Below are 18,904 nucleotides of genomic sequence, written 5' to 3'. Positions count from 1 at the left end.
GTATAAATTATGTTTGATGTTGCCAAGCCTTCTTGACACGGAAGTTACCACAAAAGTTGGCTTTCAAGCCAGTTTTGGGGCCCAGCGGCCAGGATTATTGATCCCGCGCAGACGGCCCCATCACTCTTCCGCGCTTACATCAAGACGGGTAATGCAGGCGTACCCTCGCCAGGTCGTCCGGCGTATCCACGCCGCCGGGTGGCGCATCTTGCGTGACATGCACGGCGATCGGATAGCCATGCCACAGCACGCGCAGCTGTTCGAGCGCCTCGATCGACTCGAGCGGCGATACGTCCAGCTTCGGATAGGCTTGCAGGAAGGCGTTGCTATAGGCGTAGAGGCCGACGTGGCGCAGCGGCGCATAGCCCAGCGGCAGCGAGTCCTGGGTGGCCGCGAAGGCGTCGCGGTGCCATGGGATGGTGGCGCGCGAGAAGTACAGCGCGCGGCCGAGCTTGTCGAGCACCACCTTGACGATGTTTGGATTGAAGACCTCGGCGGGGTCCAGGATCGGATGCGCGCAGGTGGCCATCGGCGTATTGGCGTCGATGCGGGCGGCGCAGGCCGCGAGCAGCGCCGGATCGATCAGCGGCTCGTCGCCCTGCAGGTTGACCACGACTTCGTGCGCGCCCAGGCCCAGCACCTGCGCCACTTCGGCGATGCGGTCGGTGCCGGACGGGTGGTCGGCGCGGGTGAGCACGGCGGAGACGCCGTGGGCGGCGCAGGCGGTGGCGATGTCTTCATGGTCGGTGGCGACGATGATGCGGGCCGCGCCGGATTCGCGCGCGCGTTCGGCCACGCGCACTACCATGGGTTTACCGCCCAGGTCGGCCAGCGGCTTGTTCGGCAGGCGGGTCGACGCCAGCCGCGCCGGGATGATGACGGTAAAGCTCATGTCGTTCAGCCCGTCCTGCTCAGGCGGGTTCGATCTTGCGCGCCTGGTCGGCCCACATGATCGGGATGCCGTCGCGGATCGGGTACGCAAGGCGGTCGGCGCGGCAGGTCAGTTCCTGCGCCTTTTTGTCGAGTTCAAGCGGACCCTTGCACAACGGGCAGACCAGGATATCAAGCAAGCGAGCGTCCACGACATTTCTCCACGATTTGTTCGGCCAGGCGCAAGTCGAGCTGCGCCGTGACCGGCACGACCCACAGGCGTGGATCGTTCTTCAGATGATCAATTTGCCGACATTTTACTGCATCCTTCTCGGTGATCAGGATGACATCGGCATCGACCCCGGCAAACGGGTCGTCGAGAAAGTCGTGGTGGTCGGGCAAAGGCAGCTCGCCGACCGTCAGGCCGGCCGCGCGCAGCATGGCGAAGAAGCGGCCCGGATTGCCGATGCCGGCGGCCGCCACGATGCGTTTATCGCTTAATTGCGCCAGCGGCACCCGCTCGCCGCCCCGCAGCGGCTCGGCAAATTCACCGGCCAGGTGCATACGCCACGGTTGCCCACCGACCGCCTGGGCCAGGCCAGGGGTGATCTCGGGCGCGTTCACCACCGTGAAATCGCGCCGGCGCGACGGCGGTTCGCGCAAGGGACCGGCCGGCAGCAGCCAGCCATTGCCGACGCCGCGGCCGTCGAACAGGACGATCTCGACGTCGCGCGCCAGCGCATAGTGCTGCAGGCCGTCGTCGGCGATCAGAACATCTACCTCGGGATGCGCCTGCAGCAGCGCTCGTCCTGCTTGCACGCGGCGGCGGCCGACCACGACCGGGCACCCGGCGCGGGCCGCGATCAAGAGCGGCTCGTCGCCCACGGCGCGCGGATCGGACTGTGGGGTGACTTCGAGCGCGGCGCCTTCCTGGCCGCCGTGACCACGCGAGATCACACCGGGATTGAAGCCGGCCGCGCGCAGGCTCTCGGCCAGCCAGATCGTCAGCGGCGTCTTGCCGGTGCCGCCGATGAAGATATTGCCAACCACGATCACCGGCACCGGCAGGCGCTCGGCGCGCTTGACGCCGGTGCGGAACAGCAGCCGGCGCACGCCGGCGAGCAGGCGAAACAGCAGCGCCAGCGGCAGCAACGCCCAGGCAAGCAGCCCGCGCCGGAGCCAGGCGCGGGTCAGGGTCGATTCGAGTTGGGAAGCCATGCGGGAAGAAAAGCGGCGCGCAGCGTGCGCGCCGTATGGATTATTTGGCGGCGCCGGTCTGGGCCGCGAAGGTCAGCTTGTCGTAGCCGGCCACGCGCGCCGCTTCCAGCACATTGATCACCATCTGGTGCATCGCGAACTGGTCGGCGTTGACGATGATCACCGGGCTGGCCACGACCTGGCCCTCTGGCGTGCGCGCGGCGTTCTTCATGTCCTGGGCCAGGCCGGCCACGCTGGTGAAGGCCACCGGCGTGTTATTGACCGTGTAGTTGCCCTTGGCGTCGACCGTCACATTGATCTCGAACGGCTTTTCCGCCTGCTTCTCGGCCTCGGCGGTCGGCAGCGTGATCTGCAGCTCGGTGAACTTGCTGTAGGTGGTCGAGACCATCAGGAAGATCAGGACCACCAGCAGCACGTCGATGAACGGGATCAGGTTGATCTCCGGCTCTTCGCGCTTGCGGCCGCGGCGAAAGTCCATCATTTGCGGGCACCGTGGACGACGTCGACCAGTTTCACCGCCTGCAGTTCCATCTCGACGATATAGGTGTCGACCAGGTTGCGGAAGTGGCGGTAGAAGACCAGGGCCGGCATCGCGATCGCCAGACCGAAGCCGGTGTTGTACAGCGCCACCGAGATGCCGTGCGCCAGCTGGGCCGGGTTATTGCCGCCGGTCGGGCTCGAGGCGCCGAAGATCTCGATCATGCCGACCACCGTGCCGAACAGGCCCATCAGCGGCGCCAGCGAGGCGATGGTGCCGAGCGTGGTGAGGAAGCGTTCCAGGTTCTGGGCCACGCCGCGGCCGGCCTCCTCGATCGACTCCTTCATCACGTCGCGCGGGGCGTCGACGTTGCGCAGCGCCGCGGCCAGCACCGTGCCGAGAGGCGAATTCTGTTCCAGCTTGTCCACCACATCGGGCGTCACCTTGCCGCTGCGGTAGACACGGATGACTTCATCGAGCAGGTTGCGGGGCAGGATCTTCTCGCGGCGCAGGGTGATCAGGCGTTCGACGATGAGGGCGACGGCAACGATCGACGCGACCAGCAGGAACCAGATAGGCCAGCCTGCGGCTTGAAAAATGGCGAGCAAGAGATACTCCTGAGAGGAAAAAGGTCAATTCGGCAATGTAGCAAGTTGGCAGCGAAGCGGCAAGTAGAGTTCTTCACAACTTCTGTGGATAAAATTGTGTGCAATGACCGCGAGGTGGGACAAGTACCTTGATTTGTAAGGGCTTTCTGCGCCTGCGCAAGAAAATGGCAGTCTCATGACTTGGCTCAACCGGGCTCCGGCTTAATAAGTTGCTCACTAGCACGATGTAGTTGCGAACAAATTCTGTGGACAAAATTGTGCGCAAGGGTAGCCGGACTGAGCTAAGTAACTGATTCCAGACGATTTAATTGCTAAGCCTAAATTGCGAGCAGCAAAACCCAGCTGTACTTCGCCTGCGATTGCCTCAGGTTCCGCACACTTTTTGTGGACAAAAGTGTGAGCAATGAGCACTTTATGACAGTAAGCCTTTGATTTACCTCAATAAAATATCACTGCCCAAAATATTAGCATACGGCATTTTTTGCCAACAAAAAGTGACTGGATGGCGGTTTCTGCCTCGATTGTTTGGCCCGCGAAGCAGCGGTGCATACATTATTCGCCATGTGCACAATTTTTGTGGATAAGAATGTGAGGAAGCTTGAACTTTACTACCTAAGTAATTGATTTTATTGAGAATAGCTCGACTTGCCTCAAAAGCGGGCAGCGTCGAATGCGCCATGTCCAGTCCGCCAAAGCACCAATCGGCCGCTTTGCGGCCCAGTTCTGCTCATAAAAGGTTTGCACAGATTCTGTGGACAACTTTGTGATCAAGCTTCCGGCTAGAGACTTAAGTCATTGATTCGTAACAATTCTACTTATCCTGCCCAAACGGTACGCACTCCCCCTCAGATGGGATGAGTTCCCCACAGTTTTTGTGGATAAACCGCTCTCAAACGACATTACCCCACCCATAAGCCATTGATTCAAAAAGGTTTTCAATAGATTGCATTGAAAAGCAGCAACATTGCCCGCTCCCGGGCCCTGGGCTGTAAAACCACTTGCCGCTTGCCGATGGGGGATAATGTTCGCTTTCGCCATTCTCGCCAGCCCGCCATGCAAGCACCGAACGACGCCGATCCAGCCTTCACCGCCCCTGCCGTCCTGAGCGTCACCGCCCTGAACCAGCAGGTGGCGCGCCTGCTGGAGCGTTCGTTCCCGCTGGTGTGGATTGGCGGCGAGATCTCCAACTTCACCCGCGCCGCCTCCGGTCACTGGTATTTCACGCTGAAGGACGATGCGGCCCAGGTGCGCGCCGTGATGTTCCGCAGCCGCGCGCAGTCGGCCGGTTTTACCCCGCGCGAAGGCGACAAGGTCGAGGTGCGCGCGCTGGTGACCCTGTACGGCGCGCGCGGCGACTATCAGATTAATGTCGAGGCGATCCGCCGCGCCGGCGTGGGCCAGCTCTACGAAGCCTTCCTGCGCCTGAAGGAAAAGCTGGCCGCGCAAGGCCTGTTCGACGCCGACCGCAAGCGCGCGCTGCCGCTGTTCGCGCGCAGCATCGGCATCGTGACCAGCCCGCAGGCCGCCGCCCTGCGCGACGTGCTGACCGCCCTGCGCCGGCGCGCCCCACACGTGCGCATCGTGCTCTACCCTGCCCCGGTCCAGGGCCAGTTCGCCGCCGACAAGATTGCCGAAGCCATCATGACCGCCTCGCGCCGCGCCGAGGTGGACGTGCTGCTGGTCTGCCGCGGCGGCGGCTCGATCGAGGATTTGTGGAGCTTTAACGAGGAGTGCGTGGCGCGCGCCATCGACGCCTGCGCGATTCCCGTGATCTCGGGCGTCGGCCATGAAACCGACGTCACCATCGCCGACTTCGCCGCCGACGTGCGCGCGGCGACGCCGACGGCCGCCGCCGAACTGGCCGCCACGCCACGCGCCGACTGGCTCGCCTCGCTCGAAGGCGACGCCCTCGACCTGCAACGCGCCATGGAGCGCCGCCTGCACGACGCCGGCCAGGGCCTCGATAACCTGAGCCGCCGCTTGTTGAGCCCATCGGCCCAGATCGGCCACCAGCGCCTCAAACTGCTGTCGCTGGCCACGGCGATGACCCACGCGGTCAAGCTGCCGTTCAACCGCCACGGCCTGGCGCTGGCCCAGCTGCAGCAGCGCTGGTCACGCCACCGTCCCGACATGCGCGCCCTGCGCGCCCGGCTGGCGTCGGACAGCCGCCACCTGAACGCGAGCCTGTGCAGCCAGCTCAGGGCGCGGCGCGAAGCGCTCAATGCCCTGGCCGCCCAGCTGGAGCTGCTCAACCCGCAGCGCACGCTGGAGCGCGGCTATGCCATCGTGCGCGACGGCAAGGGCCAGATCGTGCGCGATCCAGCCCAGATCCACGCGCGCGATACGCTGACGGTGCGACTGGCCAATGGCAGCGCCGAGGTCGGCGTAGCCCAGGTCCAGAGTGTCCTGGAATGAATCCGGATCGGTTGCCGGGGCTGCAAAAAATGCAAGCCTGCAACGTTGCTCCATATTGCGTAGAATAACGGCGCTATAAGAACAGCAACCTTTCCCAACCACTAAGGAACGCACACATGGAACACACCCTGCCGCCACTGCCGTATGCCAAGGACGCCCTGCAACCGCACATCTCGGCCGAGACGCTGGAATACCACCACGGCAAGCACCACCAGACCTATGTGACCAACCTGAACAACATCATCAAGGGCACCGAGTTCGAGAACCTGTCCCTGGAAGAGATCATCAAGAAGTCGACCGGCGGCGTGTTCAACAACTCGGCCCAGATCTGGAACCACACCTTCTTCTGGAACTGCCTGAGCCCGAACGGCGGCGGCGCACCGACCGGCAAGGCGCTGGACGCGATCAACGCCAAATGGGGTTCGTTCGACAAGTTCAAGGAAGAGTTCAACAAGTCGGCACTGGGCAACTTCGGCTCGGGCTGGACCTGGCTGGTGCAAAAGGCCGACGGCAGCGTCGACATCGTCAACACCACCGGCGCCGGCACCCCGCTGACGACCACTGACGTGCCGCTGCTGACCGCCGACGTCTGGGAACACGCCTACTACATCGACTACCGCAATGCGCGCGCCAAGTTCCTGGAAGCGTTCTGGAACGTCGCCAACTGGGAATTCGTGAACAAGAATTTCGTCTGAATGCGCTGACCGTCATGCCGGCGACGGCATGATGCGTCGACGACCAGGGCCCGCTCGCGCGGGCCTTTTTTTCGCCGGCGCCGGAATTTAGTCGCCGCCACCGCCGCCGCAGCCACTCCCGCCTCCACCATCGCCGCAACCATCGCTGTCACCGCCGGAATCGACGATGGCAATGCCGCCGTCGCCGCTTTGCGCCTCCGGCCCTGGTTTCCTCAGCAGCGCCAGGTAAGTCATTTCGCTGACCAGGCCCGCACCGAACAGCGCCGGCAGCGCGAGATCGGGATGCACGTGCGCCGGCCCCGGCTTGCTTCCTGCAGCATCGAGGCGCCGGTACACGATGTCGCCACGCTCGATCCAGTAACCGTGGCCGTTCGGCATGTGCAGGCGGGCGTCGAGAGCGAAGAGCGGCGGCAGGCCGGGGCCGTGGGAAGGCCGCCCTTCCAGTGCGCGGCAACCGACAAGTGTCTGCGCCAGGGCTGTGCGATCGAGGGCGGACTGCGGCAGGTGCGCGATCGTGCTGCCGAAGTGGCGCCGGCAAAAGCGCGCGAGATCGTCGGCGTCCCAGCGCATCCACGCATGCCAGACCGAGTCCGCGGCCAGCGACGGCAGTGCACACGGCTTGCCGCGCCGTGTGGATGCGTCGAAAAATGCCATCAGTCCGACAGCGGCCCGATGGAAGAACAGGCGTCCAGTAGGCATGCCCGGAAATTCTTCCGGTCCGACACGCTGCCAGTAGGCATGCAAGGCCGGCGCAAGCTGCACCAGCTGTTCACGATAGCGTGACCGCTGCCGCTCGCGGCGCACGCGCCAGTCATCGATCCAGTTCATCTGCCGCCTCGATCCCGGTTGACATGGCTGCATCATACCGCGCCCGCTTTTACTCCTGGAACAGGAAGTGCAGATCGAGCCGGTCGCCGCTCAGGGCGCCATCGTAGCCAGGTAGCGCGGACAGCACTTCCCTGAACGCGCCGCTCGCCATCGCCGCCTGCGCCGACCTCAGGAGCGGCGTATCCAGGACGCTCGCGTGGCAGGCCAGGAAATACCGCTCGCGTATGACCGGGATGAAATCGAGATCGAAGCGGCGCGCCGCCGTTTCGACGCCAAAGCCCACGTCGGCCATGCCGCTGGCGACATAGGCCGCCACTGCCGCATGCGTGAATTCGGCGGTGCCGGAACGGTTGATCACGGCGGCGTCGACGTCACGGTCGGCCAGCAGCAGTTCGAGCAGCACCCGCGTGCCGGACCCCTTCTGGCGGTTGACGAAGCGAAGATCGTGGCGCGCCAGGTCGGCCAGGCCGGTGACGCCCTTCGGATTGCCCTTGGCAACGAAGATCCCCTGCATGCGATATGCCAGGTGCAGCAGCGCGTGGCGCTCGGGATCGAGCCAGGGCCGGTACTTGGCGGCCGCCGCCCCTTCCAGTTCGCCGACCGGCAAATGAAAGCCCGCCAGGTCGCACTCGCCGCGCGCCAGCGCCGCCACCGCATCGCTGCTGCCCCGATAATTGATGTCGACCGTGACGCCATGCTCGTTCAGCTGCGTCACCAGGGCCGCCACCGCGAAACCGTGCGAGGCGGTCAGGCGCAGCACCTGGGCGTCGCCGATCAATACCCGCGCCAGTTCCTGCTGCAGTTCCGAGGCGAGACTATCGAGCGTGGGAGTCAGGCGGGCGTGGATGCGGCGGTCGGCCCACATCAGTTTTTCGGCGAGCGGCGACAGCACCGTGCCCTTCCCGCGCACCTTGTGCACCAGCTCCACGCCGAATTGTGCCGAGAACTGCTGCAGCATTCCCCAGGCATGGCGGTAGGACATGCCGCGCGCCGTGGCGGCCTTGCTGATCGAACCCAGCTGGCTCACCGCCAGCAGCAGCCCGAGCAGCGCCGGCAGCGCGGTCGGTTCGCCGGAGGCATCGCGCACGATCCAGTCCGGCCGTATCTCCACTCTGATCATATGCAAAATCCTTCATATTGAACACCATTGAATCGGGTGCTACTCTGGACCAAGCAGTGCATAAAAGCCGTTATATATGTTCCCCCGAACATATGCAAGGCAGAGATGGAGACAACCATGAAACCCGATACAACCGAAGCGCGCCGCGTCATCGGCGACATCCTCGCACTTCATGCGCACAATGGCCTGCTCGGCCAGGACATGCTGCTGCCGGTGCTGCACGCGATCCAGGACCGGCTCGGCTTCATCCCGCCCGATGCGGTCGAGGGGCTCGCGCAAAGCTTCAACCTGTCGCGCGCCGAGGTCCATGGCGTGATCACCTTCTACCACTACTACAAGACCACGCCGCCGGCGCGCTGCACGGTGCAGGTCTGCCGCGCCGAGGCCTGCCAGAGTATGGGCGGCGACGCCCTGCTGTCCCACGTCCAGCAGGCACTCGGTTGCGACCTGCACGCGCATACCGCCGACGGCGGCTTCGCCCTGGAACCCGTGTACTGCCTGGGCCAGTGCGCCACCGCGCCGGCCATCATGATCAACGATGCCGTCCACGCCCGCGTGACGCCGCAGCGTTTCGACAAACTGGTCGCGAAGCTGTCCCCCAAAGCTGAGGAGGTCGCATGAGCGTGCGCATTTATGTCCCGGCCGATTCGGCCGCACTGGCCCTGGGCGCCGACGATGTCGCCAGCGCGATCCGCAGCGAGGCCGCACGGCGCGGCATCGCCATCGACTTGGTGCGCAACGGCACCCGCGGCCTGCTCTACCTCGAACCGCTGGTCGAAGTCGATACTCCGGACGGGCGCATCGGCTTCGGCAACGTCGACGAAAGCGACGTGGCCGCCCTGTTCGATGCCGGCTTCCACGACGGCCACTCCACGCATCGCCTGGCGCTCGGCCTGGTCGAACAGATTCCGTATCTCGCCCGCCAGACCCGCCTGACCTTCGCCCGCTGCGGCATCACCGATCCGCTGTCGCTCAGCGACTACGAGGCCCACGGCGGCTACCGCGGACTGCGCCAGGCCGTGACCATGACGGGCGCCGACATCGTCGCCGCCGTCACCGCCTCGGGCCTGCGCGGACGCGGCGGCGCCGCCTTCCCCACCGGGATCAAGTGGAACACGGTGCTGCGCGCACCTGGCTTCCAAAAATACATCGTCTGCAATGCCGACGAAGGCGATTCCGGCACCTTCGCCGACCGCATCGTCATGGAAAGCGATCCCTTCGTCCTGATCGAGGGCATGACGATCGCCGGCCTCGCGGTCGGCGCCACCCGCGGTTTCATTTATGTGCGCAGCGAGTATCCGCATGCGATCGCCGCGCTCAATCACGCGATCCAGACAGCCACCCGCGCTGGCCTGCTCGGAGCGAACGTCGCCGGCAGCGGCCGCGCCTTCGAGCTGGAGGTACGCAAGGGCGCCGGCGCCTATATCTGCGGCGAAGAGACCGCCCTGCTGGAGAGCATCGAGGGCAAGCGCGGTGTGGTGCGCGCCAAGCCACCGCTTCCCGCGCTGGCCGGCCTATTCGGCCAGCCGACCGTCATCAACAATGTGCTGTCGCTGGCCTCGGTGCCCGTCATCCTCGAAAAGGGCGCCCAGTTCTACCAGGACTTCGGCATGGGCCGCTCGCGCGGCACGCTTCCGGTGCAACTGGCCGGCAATATCAAGAACGGCGGTCTGATCGAACTGGCGTTCGGCGTCACGCTGCGCGAGATCATGTATGACTACGGCGGCGGCAGCGCCAGCGGCCGTCCGATCAAGGCGGTGCAGGTGGGCGGCCCGCTGGGCGCCTACCTGCCGCAGTCGCAGTGGGACACCCCGCTCGACTACGAAGCCTTCGCCGCCCTGTGGGCGGTGCTGGGCCATGGCGGCATCGTGGTCCACGACGACAGCGCCGACATGGCGAAGCTGGCGCGCTATGCGATGGAGTTCTGCGCCGTCGAATCGTGCGGCAAATGCACACCGTGCCGCATCGGTTCCACCCGCGGAGTGGAGGTGATCGACAAGATCCGCGCCGGCACCGAGCGCCCGCAACAAGTCATCCTGCTGCGCAGCCTGTGCGACACGATGCTCAATGGTTCGCTGTGCGCGATGGGCGGCATGACGCCCTACCCGGTGCTGTCGGCGCTGAACCACTTCCCGCAAGACTTCGGCCAGGTGGCCGGCGACGAACTGGCCGCCTGAGCGGCAGCCCAGGAGAACACGATGATCGAAACCATCCTCACCCGCGATTTCGGCACGCCGGCGAAAGAAATCAACCTCGCCACCGAGATGATCACCCTGACCATCGACGGCGTCCAGGTGACCGTCCCGGCCGGCACCTCGCTGATGCGCGCAGCGGCCGAGAACAGCATCAACATCCCCAAGCTGTGCGCCACCGACAGCCTGGAGCCGTTCGGTTCCTGCCGCCTGTGCCTGGTCGAGATCGAAGGCCGCCGCGGTTATCCCGCTTCCTGCACCACGCCGGCCGAAGCGGGCATGGTCGTGCGCACCCAGACGCCCAAGCTGCAGGAAGTGCGCAAGGGCGTGATGGAGCTGTACATCTCCGACCACCCGCTCGACTGCCTCACCTGCCCCGCCAACGGCAACTGCGAGCTGCAGGACATGGCCGGCGTCACCGGCCTGCGCGAGGTGCGCTACGGCTACGAGGGCGCCAACCACCTCAAGCTCAAGAAGGACGAGAGCAATCCCTATTTCACCTTCGATTCGTCTAAGTGCATCGTGTGCAACCGCTGCGTGCGCGCCTGCGAAGAGACGCAAGGTACCTTCGCGCTGACCATCTCCGGACGCGGGTTCGATTCCCGCGTCGCCGCCGGCCAAAGCGAAGCGTTCATGGAATCCGAGTGCGTGTCGTGCGGCGCCTGCGTCGAAGCCTGCCCCACCGCCACCCTCACCGAGAAATCGGTCATCTGGCTCGGCCAGGCCGAACACAGCATCACCACCACCTGCGCCTATTGCGGCGTCGGTTGCTCGCTCAAGGCGGAGATGAAAGGCAACGAGGTGGTGCGCATGGTGCCGGCCAGGGACGGCAAGGCCAACGAGGGCCATGCCTGCGTCAAGGGCCGCTTCGCCTGGGGCTATGCCACCCACAAGGACCGCATCCTCAAACCCATGATCCGCGCCAAGATCACCGATCCGTGGAAGGAAGTCTCGTGGGACGAAGCCCTCGACTATGCAGCGTCCGAATTCAAGCGCATCCAGGCCAAACACGGTCAGGATTCGATCGGCGGCATCGTCTCGTCGCGTTGCACCAACGAAGAAGGTTATCTGGTGCAAAAGCTGGTGCGCGCCGCCTTCGGCAATAACAACGTCGATACTTGCGCCCGCGTATGCCACTCCCCGACCGGCTACGGGCTAAAGACGACGCTCGGCGAATCGGCCGGCACCCAGACTTTCAAGTCGGTCGAGAAGTCGGACGTGATCCTGGTCATCGGCGCCAATCCGACCGACGGCCACCCGGTGTTCGCCTCGCGCATGAAGAAGCGCCTGCGCCAGGGCGCGCGCCTGATCGTCATCGATCCGCGCCGCATCGACCTGGTCAAGTCGCCGCACATCCGCGCCGACTACCACCTGCAACTGCGGCCCGGGACCAACGTCGCGATGGTCAGCGCGCTGGCCCACGTCATCGTCACCGAAGGCCTGATGGCCAACGATTTCATCACCGAGCGTTGCGATATGCGCGCCTTCGCGCAGTGGCGCGCCTTCGTCGCCCAGCCCGAAAACTCGCCGGAAGCGACGGAAGCGATCACTGGCGTACCGGCCCAGCAGGTGCGCGACGCCGCCCGCATGTATGCGCTGGGCGGCAACGGCGCGATCTTCTACGGCCTGGGCGTGACCGAGCACGCGCAGGGCTCGACCACCGTCATGGGCATCGCCAACCTGGCCATGGTCACCGGTAACGTCGGCCGCGCCGGGGTGGGCGTCAATCCGCTGCGTGGACAGAACAACGTGCAGGGCTCCTGCGACATCGGCTCCTTCCCGCACGAGCTGCCGGGTTATCGCCACGTCTCGGACACCACCGTGCGCACCCTGTTCGAACAGGCCTGGGGCGTGCCGCTGCAGGCCGAGCCGGGCCTGCGCATCCCGAACATGTTCGAGGCGGCCCTCGACGGCAGTTTCATGGGCCTGTATTGCCAGGGCGAGGACATCGTCCAGTCCGACCCGAACACCCAGCACGTCACCGCGGCGCTCGAATCCATGGAGTGCATCGTGGTGCAGGATATCTTCCTGAACGAGACGGCCAAGTATGCCCACGTGCTGCTACCCGGTTCCTCGTTCCTGGAAAAGGACGGCACGTTCACCAATGCCGAACGCCGCATCTCGCGCGTGCGCAAGGTGATGCCGCCACGGGCCGGCTATGCCGACTGGGAAGTCACGGTGGCGCTGTCGAACCGGCTGGGGTATCCGATGAACTATCGCCACCCGTCCGAGATCATGGACGAGATCGCGCGCCTGACGCCGACCTTCAGCGGCGTGAGCTACCGCCGCCTCGATGAACTGGGCAGCATCCAGTGGCCGTGCAACGACGAGGCGCCGGAAGGCACGCCGACCATGCACGTCGACGGCTTCGTGCGCGGCAAGGGCCGCTTCATCATCACCCAGTACGTCGCCACCGACGAGAAGGTGACGCGCAAGTATCCACTGATCCTGACCACCGGCCGCATCCTGTCGCAGTACAACGTCGGCGCGCAGACGCGCCGCACCGAGAACGTGCGCTGGCATGCCGAAGACCGGCTCGAGATCCACCCGCACGATGCGCAGGAGCGCGGCATCGAAGAGGGCCAGTGGGTCGGCATCCATAGCCGCGCGGGCGAGACCGTACTGCGGGCGATGGTCACCGAACGCATGCAGCCGGGCGTGGTCTACACCACCTTCCACTTCCCGGAATCCGGCGCCAACGTCATCACGACCGAGAATTCCGACTGGGCCACCAACTGCCCCGAGTACAAGGTGACGGCGGTACAGGTGATGCCGGTCCAGCAGCAGTCGGACTGGCAGCTCGAATATGCCCGCTTCAACCAGATGCAGCTGGGCCTGGCGGAGCCGGTCGCATGATGGCCGCGCTCGACATGGATGCGCATGCCAAGGTGCAAGGGCCCGTCCAGCACTTTCCGAGCGCCTGCATGACCGTAACGCGCACGAACGGCGGCCAATTGCGCAGCACGCAGGACGAGCTGGCCGAGGAAGTACCGGTTGCGCTCGAGTACAACGGCGTCTCGCACGCGGTAATGCTGGCGACGCCCGCCGACCTGGAGGAGTTTGCGCTCGGCTTTTCGCTGAGCGAAGGCATCGTCGCCTCGCCCGCCGAATTCTATGGCGTGGAGATCGAACACGCTGCAAACGGCATCACGGCCCACATCGACCTTGCCGCCGGCGCCTTCATGCGTCTCAAGGAGCGGCGGCGCAGCCTGGCGGGCCGTACCGGCTGCGGCCTGTGCGGCGTCGATAGCCTGGCCCAGGTGGTGCGGCCCCTGCCCTGGCTGGCGCCGACGCGGGCGCTGTCCGGCCCGGCGATCCGGCGCGCCCTGCTTGATGCCCGGGCCCAGCAGCCGCTCAATCGCATTACCGGCGCCACCCATGCGGCCATATGGTGTGGCCGCGACGGCAGGCCGCGCGCGGCTTTTGAAGACGTCGGCCGCCACAACGCGCTCGACAAGCTGATCGGCGGCCTGCACCTGGCCGGGGCCGACCCGGCCGACGGTTTTTGTCTGATCACCAGTCGCGCCAGCGTCGAGATGGTGCAGAAAGCCGCCACCGTCGGCATCGCCGCCATGGTCGCCATCTCGGCGCCTACCGCCCTCGCCGTTCGTACCGCACTCGGTTGCGGCCTGACCCTGGTCGCCTTCGCCCGCGGCGACGACTTCGTCGCCTACGCCCACGGCGCCAATATCGCAATGGAGTCCGCATGAACATCGACAACCTGGTCACGATGGCCAACCAGATCGGGACCTTCTTCGAGTCCTACCCGGATCCTCAGGAAGGCCGCACCGAGATCGCCAACCACCTGCAGCGCTTCTGGGCGCCGCGCATGCGTAGCCGGCTGTTTTCGCATCTCGACGAAACCGAGGGCGAAGGACTCAAGCCGATGGTGATCGAGGCCTTGCTGGAGCACCGGCGCGACCATATGCCGCCTCCGCCGCCGGGTGGCGATGCGGGTTGATCTCTCACGCCAGTCCTGCGGCCCAAATACGTCATTCCCGCGCAGGCGGGAATCCAAGTACGTTGCGCAGCCACTGCGTTAAACCGTAGTGGCAACGCTTAAGACTTGGATTCCCGCCTTCGCGGGAATGACGTTCGTACGTCACGGGACTAGCGTGATGCAGGATTGCAGGCACGCGCTTACGCCTGCGCCGTCTCGAGCTGCGCCAACCGCGCGCGCAGCTTGCGTTCCTCCCCCCAACGTTCTGTCTCGTCGCGCACCAGGGCGACGATCGCCGACACCTCCCCACCAGGCCCGTGCAGCAGCGCCACGGTGAACGCGATCGACAAGGGCTTGCCTTCCTTGTGCAGTGCCGGCACGCGCAGGATGTCGCTGCCGTAGCGTGTCTCGCCCGTGTCCATGGTCTTGTGATAACCGTCCCAGTGCCGCTGGCGTTGACGCTCGGGGATGATCAGGTCCAGCGACTGCCCGATGGCCTCGCTCTCGGTAAAGCCGAAGATGCGCGTGGCGGCGGCGTTCCAGAACGTGATGTCGCCTTTCGCGTCGCAGACGACGACGCCGTCGCCCAGCGCGTGCAGCAGTTGTTGAAAATCGATGTCGGCTTGCATATTCATACCTCCCCATAAAAAAAAGATGCGCGTCGCAAACCGCCGACGCGCACCGTACCTACGTTTTATCCAGCCGGGCCCGTGGTCACACCACCTGCTTCTCGTGCAGCGCCGCGATGTCCTTCTGGCTATAGCCAAGGCCTTCCAGCACCTCGTCGGTGTGTTCGCCCAACAGTGGCGAGCCCTTGATGTCGACCTTCATGTCCGAGAACTTGATGGGGCTGCCCACGGTCAGGTAGGTGCCGCGTTCCTTATGCTCGACCTCGGCGATCGTGCCGCTGGCGCGCAGCGATGGATCGGCGGCGATTTCCTTCATCGACAGCACTGGCGAGCAGGGAATGTCGAACTTGCGCAGGATGTCGACCGCCTCGAACTTGGTCTTGTCCTTCAGCCAGTCCTCGATCGTCCCGAAGATGGCGAAGATCTTGTCCTGGCGCGCGCCGGCGGTCATGTAGGCCGGGTCGTCGATCCACTCTTCCTTGCCGAGCGCCTTGCAGATCGGCGCCCAGGCATGACCCTGGATGGTGAAGTAGATGTAGGCGTTGGGGTCGGTTTCCCAGCCCTTGCACTTGAGCACCCAGCCCGGCTGGCCGCCGCCGCCGGCATTGCCGCCGCGCGGGACGACGTCGGAGAACGTGCCATGCGGGTACTGCGGATACTCTTCCAGGTAGCCTACCCGGTCCAGGCGCTGCTGGTCGCGCAGCTTCACGCGGCACAGGTTGAGCACGCTGTCCTGCATCGATACCGCCACTTTCTGGCCCTTGCCCGTGGTGTCGCGCGCACGCAGGGCGGTCAGGATGCCGATCGCCAGGTGCATGCCGGTATTGCTGTCGCCCAGGGCGGCGGCGCTGACGGTCGGTGGGCCGTCGTCGAAGCCGGTGGTCGAGGCCGCGCCGCCGGCGCACTGCGCCACGTTTTCATAGACTTTCAGGTCTTCGTAGTGGTGGCCGTCGCTGAAACCCTTGACCGATGCCACGATCATGCCCGGGTTCAGTTCCTTGATGTGCTCCCAGGTAAAGCCCATGCGATCCAGCGCGCCCGGGCCGAAGTTCTCGACCAGCACGTCCGACTCCTTGATCAGCTTGGTCAGGATTTCCTTCCCTTCTGGCTTCTTGGTGTCGAGCGTCAGCGAACGCTTGTTGCTGTTCAGCATGGTGAAATACAGGGCGTCGACGCCTGGGATGTCACGCAGCTGCGAGCGCGTGACGTCGCCCGCGCCGGGACGCTCGACCTTGATTACGTCGGCGCCGAACCAGGCCAGCAGCTGGGTGCAGGCGGGGCCGGCCTGGACGTGGGTGAAGTCGATGATCTTGATGCCTTCGAGTGGTTTGCTCATGATGTCAGTCTCCTTTATTCAGTCGATAGTGCGGGCACCACCGGCGGCCTTGTGGGCGCCGGCGGTCGTGCGTGTCGCTTCGCTGTACTACTGATCGGTCACTTTTTCGCGTTGCTTTGCGGATTCAGATTGGTCAGTCGGCCGCTCTCGGTGCCGGCGGTCTCGTCGATCACGGCATTGATCAGGGCGGGCTTGCCGGCGGCGATTGCCTCGCTCAGCGCGCGGGTCAGTTCTTCCGGGCTGGTCACGTGGTAGCCGATGCCGCCGAAGGCCTCGATCATCTTGTCGTAGCGCGCATTCTTGACGAACACGGTCGGGGCGACGTCCTTGCCGCCGGTCGGGTTGACGTCGGTGCCGCGGTACACGCCGTTGTTGTTGAAGATGATGGTCGTCACCGGCAGCTCGTAGCGGCAGATGGTCTCGAGCTCCATGCCGCTGAAACCGAAGGCGCTGTCGCCCTCGATCGCGACCACCGGCTTGCCGCTGACGACGGCCGCGCCGATCGCGTAGCCCATGCCGATGCCCATGATGCCCCAGGTACCGGAGTCGAAACGCTTGCGCGGCTGGTACTGATCGACGATGCTGCGCGCGTAATCGAGCGTGTTGGCGCCTTCGTTGACCAGGTTGATGTCCGGATGCTGCTTGAGCACGTCGCGGATGGCGCGCAGGGCGGTGTGGAAGTTCATCGGCGCCACATCGCGGTTGAGCAGCGCCGCCATCTTGGCCGTGTTCTGCTCCTTGCGCTCGGCGATCGGGCCCAGCCACTCCGCGTCCGGCTTGGCGATGCCGGCGCCGTCCAGCCCGTCGAGCAGGGCCGCCACGCAGGAGCCGATGTCGCCGATCAGTGGCGCGGCGATCGCCACGTTGCTGTCGATCTCGGTCGGCGAGATGTCGATCTGGACGAACTGCTTGGGCTTGCCCCAGGTCTTGCCCTTGCCGTGGGCCAGCAGCCAGTTGAGGCGCGCGCCGATCAGCACCACCACGTCGGCCTCGGCCAGCACGTAGGAGCGGGCTGCCGACGCCGACTGGGCATGCGTATCCGGCAGCAGGCCCTTGGCCATCGACATCGGCAGGTAGGGAATGCCGGTGCGCTCGACCAGCGCGCGGATGTCGTCGTCGGCCTGCGCGTAGGCGGCGCCCTTGCCAAGCAGGATCAGCGGCTTCTTCGCGCCCTTGAGCAGCGCCAGCGCGCGCTGCACCGAGTCCGGGGCCGGCAGCTGGCGCGGCACCGGATCGACCACCTTGATCAGGGAACGCTTGGCATGGCCGGCCTCGATCGTCTGCGCCAGCAGCTGGGCCGGCAGGTCGAGATAGACGCCGCCCGGGCGGCCCGAGACGGCGGCGCGAATCGCCCGCGCGACGCCAACGCCGATGTCCTCGGCCTTGTTGATGCGGTAGGACGCCTTGGCGTAGGGCTTGGCCGCGTTCAGCTGGTCCATTTCTTCATAGTCGCCCTGTTGCAGGTCGACGATTTCGCGTTCGCTCGAGCCCGAGATCAGGATCATCGGGAAGCAGTTGGTGGTGGCGTTGGCCAGCGCCGTCAGGCCGTTGAGGAAGCCCGGCGCCGAGACCGTCAGGCAGATACCCGGCTTCTGGGTCATGTACCCGGCGATTGCCGCGGCATTGCCGGCGTTCTGTTCATGACGGAAGCCGATGAAACGCATCCCTTCGGCCTGCGCCAGGCGCGCCAGGTCGGTAATCGGAATGCCGACCAGGCCGAAGATCGTATCGATGTCGTTGTGTTTCAGGGCATCGATTACCAGGTGGAAGCCGTCGGTCACGTCTACCGATACGTGGTTAGTCATTGCTGTCTCCAGTTATTGTCGATCCGGGCAGAACGCGGTGTGTATCGCCCGCAAACCATCATAGCCAGCACGCCTGATTTGTCTCATTGACCATGGTCAATTTTGGCCGCATGATGCAAGAATCTCGCTAAACGGCCGCGTTCATGACGACTATTGCAAATCACTCGGAACGGAACATCATTCGTCTGCAGTTAAAGCAGAATGTGGTACTCAAGGAATTGCGCGACAGTGAAATGGCGGCGCTCGAACCGTATCTGACGATCGAGAACCACCAGAAGGGCGACCTGCTCATGAACCAGGGCGTGCAGGAGATGTCGCAGTACTTCATCCTGGACGGCATTCTCAAGCGCCAGGTCTCCAACCAGGAGGCCAAGGAGATGATTCTGCGCTTCTCGGCGGAACGGGATATCGAAACCAGCTACGCCGCCTGGTGCCTCAAGATGCCGACGCCATTTTCCATCGCTTGCGTTACCAAGGTGCGGGTGGCGCGCATGCCGCTGCCGCAATGGGTCGACTACATGCGCAGTCACAGCACCGTGAAGCAGGCCTTTGAGTACGAGGTCATGAATTTGATGAGCGCGATCATGGCGCACACCATCACGCTGCATCTGCTCGATGCGCCGGGCCGGGTTCATCGCTTCATGCGCAAGCATCCCGACCTGTTCGAACGCCTGCCCAAGAAGGAACTGGCGGCGTATTTGAACCTGTCGCCGGAGACCTTGAGCCGGTTGAAAAATCGGGGGAAGATCTGAAAGTGTTGGCGAAGTTGA

Annotated in this window: 18 protein-coding genes; 8 read left to right on the top strand and 10 right to left on the bottom strand. The window is 64.8% G+C overall.

From position 1 onward, the window contains the following. Positions 1 to 139: 139 nt before the first annotated feature. From kdsB to SOM28_RS23205, 5 genes are read right to left on the bottom strand one after another with little or no spacing between them, the layout of a single operon-like run. Complete coding sequence (kdsB, locus tag SOM28_RS23225) at positions 140 to 892, bottom strand: 3-deoxy-manno-octulosonate cytidylyltransferase (RefSeq protein ID WP_123070848.1); 753 nt, start codon at positions 890 to 892, stop codon at positions 140 to 142. Positions 893 to 911: 19 nt separating this feature from the next. Beyond that, positions 912 to 1,082, bottom strand: a complete 171-nt coding sequence (locus tag SOM28_RS23220; RefSeq protein ID WP_005669111.1) for a Trm112 family protein — start codon at positions 1,080 to 1,082, stop codon at positions 912 to 914. Then, positions 1,063 to 2,088, bottom strand: a complete 1,026-nt coding sequence (gene lpxK / locus SOM28_RS23215) for a tetraacyldisaccharide 4'-kinase (RefSeq protein ID WP_320469583.1) — start codon at positions 2,086 to 2,088, stop codon at positions 1,063 to 1,065. Before lpxK ends, SOM28_RS23220 begins: the two co-directional genes overlap by 20 nt. A gap of 40 nt (positions 2,089 to 2,128) precedes the next feature. After that, positions 2,129 to 2,566, bottom strand: coding sequence for an ExbD/TolR family protein (locus tag SOM28_RS23210; protein WP_183407500.1), 438 nt, complete (start codon positions 2,564 to 2,566; stop codon positions 2,129 to 2,131). Beyond that, complete coding sequence (locus SOM28_RS23205) at positions 2,566 to 3,174, bottom strand: MotA/TolQ/ExbB proton channel family protein (protein WP_123070845.1); 609 nt, start codon at positions 3,172 to 3,174, stop codon at positions 2,566 to 2,568. Before SOM28_RS23205 ends, SOM28_RS23210 begins: the two co-directional genes overlap by 1 nt. Positions 3,175 to 4,227: 1,053 nt before the next feature. Between SOM28_RS23205 and xseA the strand changes: the two genes are divergently transcribed. Both xseA and SOM28_RS23195 read left to right on the top strand, forming a co-directional pair. Next, positions 4,228 to 5,589 (top strand): exodeoxyribonuclease VII large subunit, encoded by a 1,362-nt coding sequence (gene xseA / locus SOM28_RS23200; RefSeq protein WP_320469582.1) that lies wholly within the window; start codon positions 4,228 to 4,230, stop codon positions 5,587 to 5,589. A 116-nt stretch (positions 5,590 to 5,705) separates the two neighbouring features. Beyond that, on the top strand, positions 5,706 to 6,284 hold the full coding sequence (locus tag SOM28_RS23195; protein ID WP_123070843.1) for a superoxide dismutase: 579 nt from the start codon (positions 5,706 to 5,708) through the stop codon (positions 6,282 to 6,284). Positions 6,285 to 6,371: 87 nt separating this feature from the next. On the opposite strand, the gene SOM28_RS23190 is transcribed toward SOM28_RS23195, so the two are convergent. Together SOM28_RS23190 and SOM28_RS23185 are read right to left on the bottom strand one after the other, a co-directional pair. Further along, complete coding sequence (locus SOM28_RS23190) at positions 6,372 to 7,112, bottom strand: UCP032817 domain-containing protein (RefSeq protein WP_320469581.1); 741 nt, start codon at positions 7,110 to 7,112, stop codon at positions 6,372 to 6,374. 49 nt (positions 7,113 to 7,161) lie between these two features. Further along, entirely contained in the window at positions 7,162 to 8,232 is a 1,071-nt protein-coding gene (locus SOM28_RS23185; RefSeq protein ID WP_320469580.1) for a substrate-binding domain-containing protein, read from the bottom strand. A gap of 117 nt (positions 8,233 to 8,349) precedes the next feature. On the opposite strand from SOM28_RS23185, the gene SOM28_RS23180 reads away from it, so the two are divergent. Genes SOM28_RS23180 through SOM28_RS23160 form a run of 5 tightly spaced genes read left to right on the top strand, consistent with a single transcriptional unit; the run spans position 8,350 to position 14,385 of the window. After that, positions 8,350 to 8,853: a formate dehydrogenase subunit gamma gene (locus SOM28_RS23180; RefSeq protein ID WP_414675203.1), complete on the top strand. Its 504-nt coding sequence runs from the start codon at positions 8,350 to 8,352 to the stop codon at positions 8,851 to 8,853. Beyond that, positions 8,850 to 10,409: a formate dehydrogenase beta subunit gene (locus SOM28_RS23175; RefSeq protein ID WP_320469579.1), complete on the top strand. Its 1,560-nt coding sequence runs from the start codon at positions 8,850 to 8,852 to the stop codon at positions 10,407 to 10,409. The genes SOM28_RS23180 and SOM28_RS23175 overlap by 4 nt, the downstream gene beginning before the upstream one ends. A 21-nt stretch (positions 10,410 to 10,430) precedes the next feature. Continuing rightward, positions 10,431 to 13,280: a formate dehydrogenase subunit alpha gene (fdhF, locus tag SOM28_RS23170; protein WP_320469578.1), complete on the top strand. Its 2,850-nt coding sequence runs from the start codon at positions 10,431 to 10,433 to the stop codon at positions 13,278 to 13,280. After that, positions 13,277 to 14,134, top strand: coding sequence for a formate dehydrogenase accessory sulfurtransferase FdhD (gene fdhD, locus SOM28_RS23165; RefSeq protein ID WP_320469577.1), 858 nt, complete (start codon positions 13,277 to 13,279; stop codon positions 14,132 to 14,134). The genes fdhF and fdhD overlap by 4 nt, the downstream gene beginning before the upstream one ends. Further along, positions 14,131 to 14,385, top strand: a complete 255-nt coding sequence (locus tag SOM28_RS23160; protein WP_147933859.1) for a formate dehydrogenase subunit delta — start codon at positions 14,131 to 14,133, stop codon at positions 14,383 to 14,385. The genes fdhD and SOM28_RS23160 overlap by 4 nt, the downstream gene beginning before the upstream one ends. Before the next feature lie 179 nt (positions 14,386 to 14,564). Here SOM28_RS23160 and SOM28_RS23155 read toward each other — a convergent pair whose 3' ends face one another. The 3 genes from SOM28_RS23155 to oxc form a co-directional block, all read right to left on the bottom strand. Continuing rightward, complete coding sequence (locus tag SOM28_RS23155; RefSeq protein ID WP_320469594.1) at positions 14,565 to 14,993, bottom strand: PAS domain-containing protein; 429 nt, start codon at positions 14,991 to 14,993, stop codon at positions 14,565 to 14,567. Positions 14,994 to 15,078: 85 nt separating this feature from the next. Continuing rightward, entirely contained in the window at positions 15,079 to 16,329 is a 1,251-nt protein-coding gene (gene frc, locus SOM28_RS23150) for a formyl-CoA transferase (protein ID WP_147933861.1), read from the bottom strand. 98 nt (positions 16,330 to 16,427) lie between these two features. Further along, positions 16,428 to 18,134 (bottom strand): oxalyl-CoA decarboxylase, encoded by a 1,707-nt coding sequence (gene oxc / locus SOM28_RS23145; RefSeq protein ID WP_123071883.1) that lies wholly within the window; start codon positions 18,132 to 18,134, stop codon positions 16,428 to 16,430. A gap of 143 nt (positions 18,135 to 18,277) precedes the next feature. Here oxc and SOM28_RS23140 point away from each other — a divergent pair, with 143 nt between their 5' ends. Continuing rightward, positions 18,278 to 18,886, top strand: a complete 609-nt coding sequence (locus tag SOM28_RS23140; protein WP_123071882.1) for a Crp/Fnr family transcriptional regulator — start codon at positions 18,278 to 18,280, stop codon at positions 18,884 to 18,886. The last annotated feature ends 18 nt before the right edge of the window (positions 18,887 to 18,904 follow it).

This window comes from Massilia sp. CFBP9026 (assembly GCF_034045165.1).
Classification (GTDB): Bacteria; Pseudomonadota; Gammaproteobacteria; order Burkholderiales; family Burkholderiaceae_D; genus Telluria; species Telluria arenae.
Note: the sequence above shows the minus strand (reverse complement) of the source record. Positions and strands in the feature narration are given on the sequence as shown.

Coding starts and splice junctions, on each gene's coding strand:
- kdsB (WP_123070848.1), bottom strand. CDS start 892: ATGAGCTTTACCGTCATCATCCCGGCGCGGCTGGCGTCGACCCGCCTG.
- lpxK (WP_320469583.1), bottom strand. CDS start 2,088: ATGGCTTCCCAACTCGAATCGACCCTGACCCGCGCCTGGCTCCGGCGC.
- SOM28_RS23210 (WP_183407500.1), bottom strand. CDS start 2,566: ATGGACTTTCGCCGCGGCCGCAAGCGCGAAGAGCCGGAGATCAACCTG.
- xseA (WP_320469582.1), top strand. CDS start 4,228: ATGCAAGCACCGAACGACGCCGATCCAGCCTTCACCGCCCCTGCCGTC.
- SOM28_RS23195 (WP_123070843.1), top strand. CDS start 5,706: ATGGAACACACCCTGCCGCCACTGCCGTATGCCAAGGACGCCCTGCAA.
- SOM28_RS23190 (WP_320469581.1), bottom strand. CDS start 7,112: ATGAACTGGATCGATGACTGGCGCGTGCGCCGCGAGCGGCAGCGGTCA.
- SOM28_RS23185 (WP_320469580.1), bottom strand. CDS start 8,232: ATGATCAGAGTGGAGATACGGCCGGACTGGATCGTGCGCGATGCCTCC.
- SOM28_RS23180 (WP_414675203.1), top strand. CDS start 8,350: ATGAAACCCGATACAACCGAAGCGCGCCGCGTCATCGGCGACATCCTC.
- SOM28_RS23175 (WP_320469579.1), top strand. CDS start 8,850: ATGAGCGTGCGCATTTATGTCCCGGCCGATTCGGCCGCACTGGCCCTG.
- fdhF (WP_320469578.1), top strand. CDS start 10,431: ATGATCGAAACCATCCTCACCCGCGATTTCGGCACGCCGGCGAAAGAA.
- fdhD (WP_320469577.1), top strand. CDS start 13,277: ATGATGGCCGCGCTCGACATGGATGCGCATGCCAAGGTGCAAGGGCCC.
- SOM28_RS23160 (WP_147933859.1), top strand. CDS start 14,131: ATGAACATCGACAACCTGGTCACGATGGCCAACCAGATCGGGACCTTC.
- SOM28_RS23155 (WP_320469594.1), bottom strand. CDS start 14,993: ATGCAAGCCGACATCGATTTTCAACAACTGCTGCACGCGCTGGGCGAC.
- frc (WP_147933861.1), bottom strand. CDS start 16,329: ATGAGCAAACCACTCGAAGGCATCAAGATCATCGACTTCACCCACGTC.
- oxc (WP_123071883.1), bottom strand. CDS start 18,134: ATGACTAACCACGTATCGGTAGACGTGACCGACGGCTTCCACCTGGTA.
- SOM28_RS23140 (WP_123071882.1), top strand. CDS start 18,278: ATGACGACTATTGCAAATCACTCGGAACGGAACATCATTCGTCTGCAG.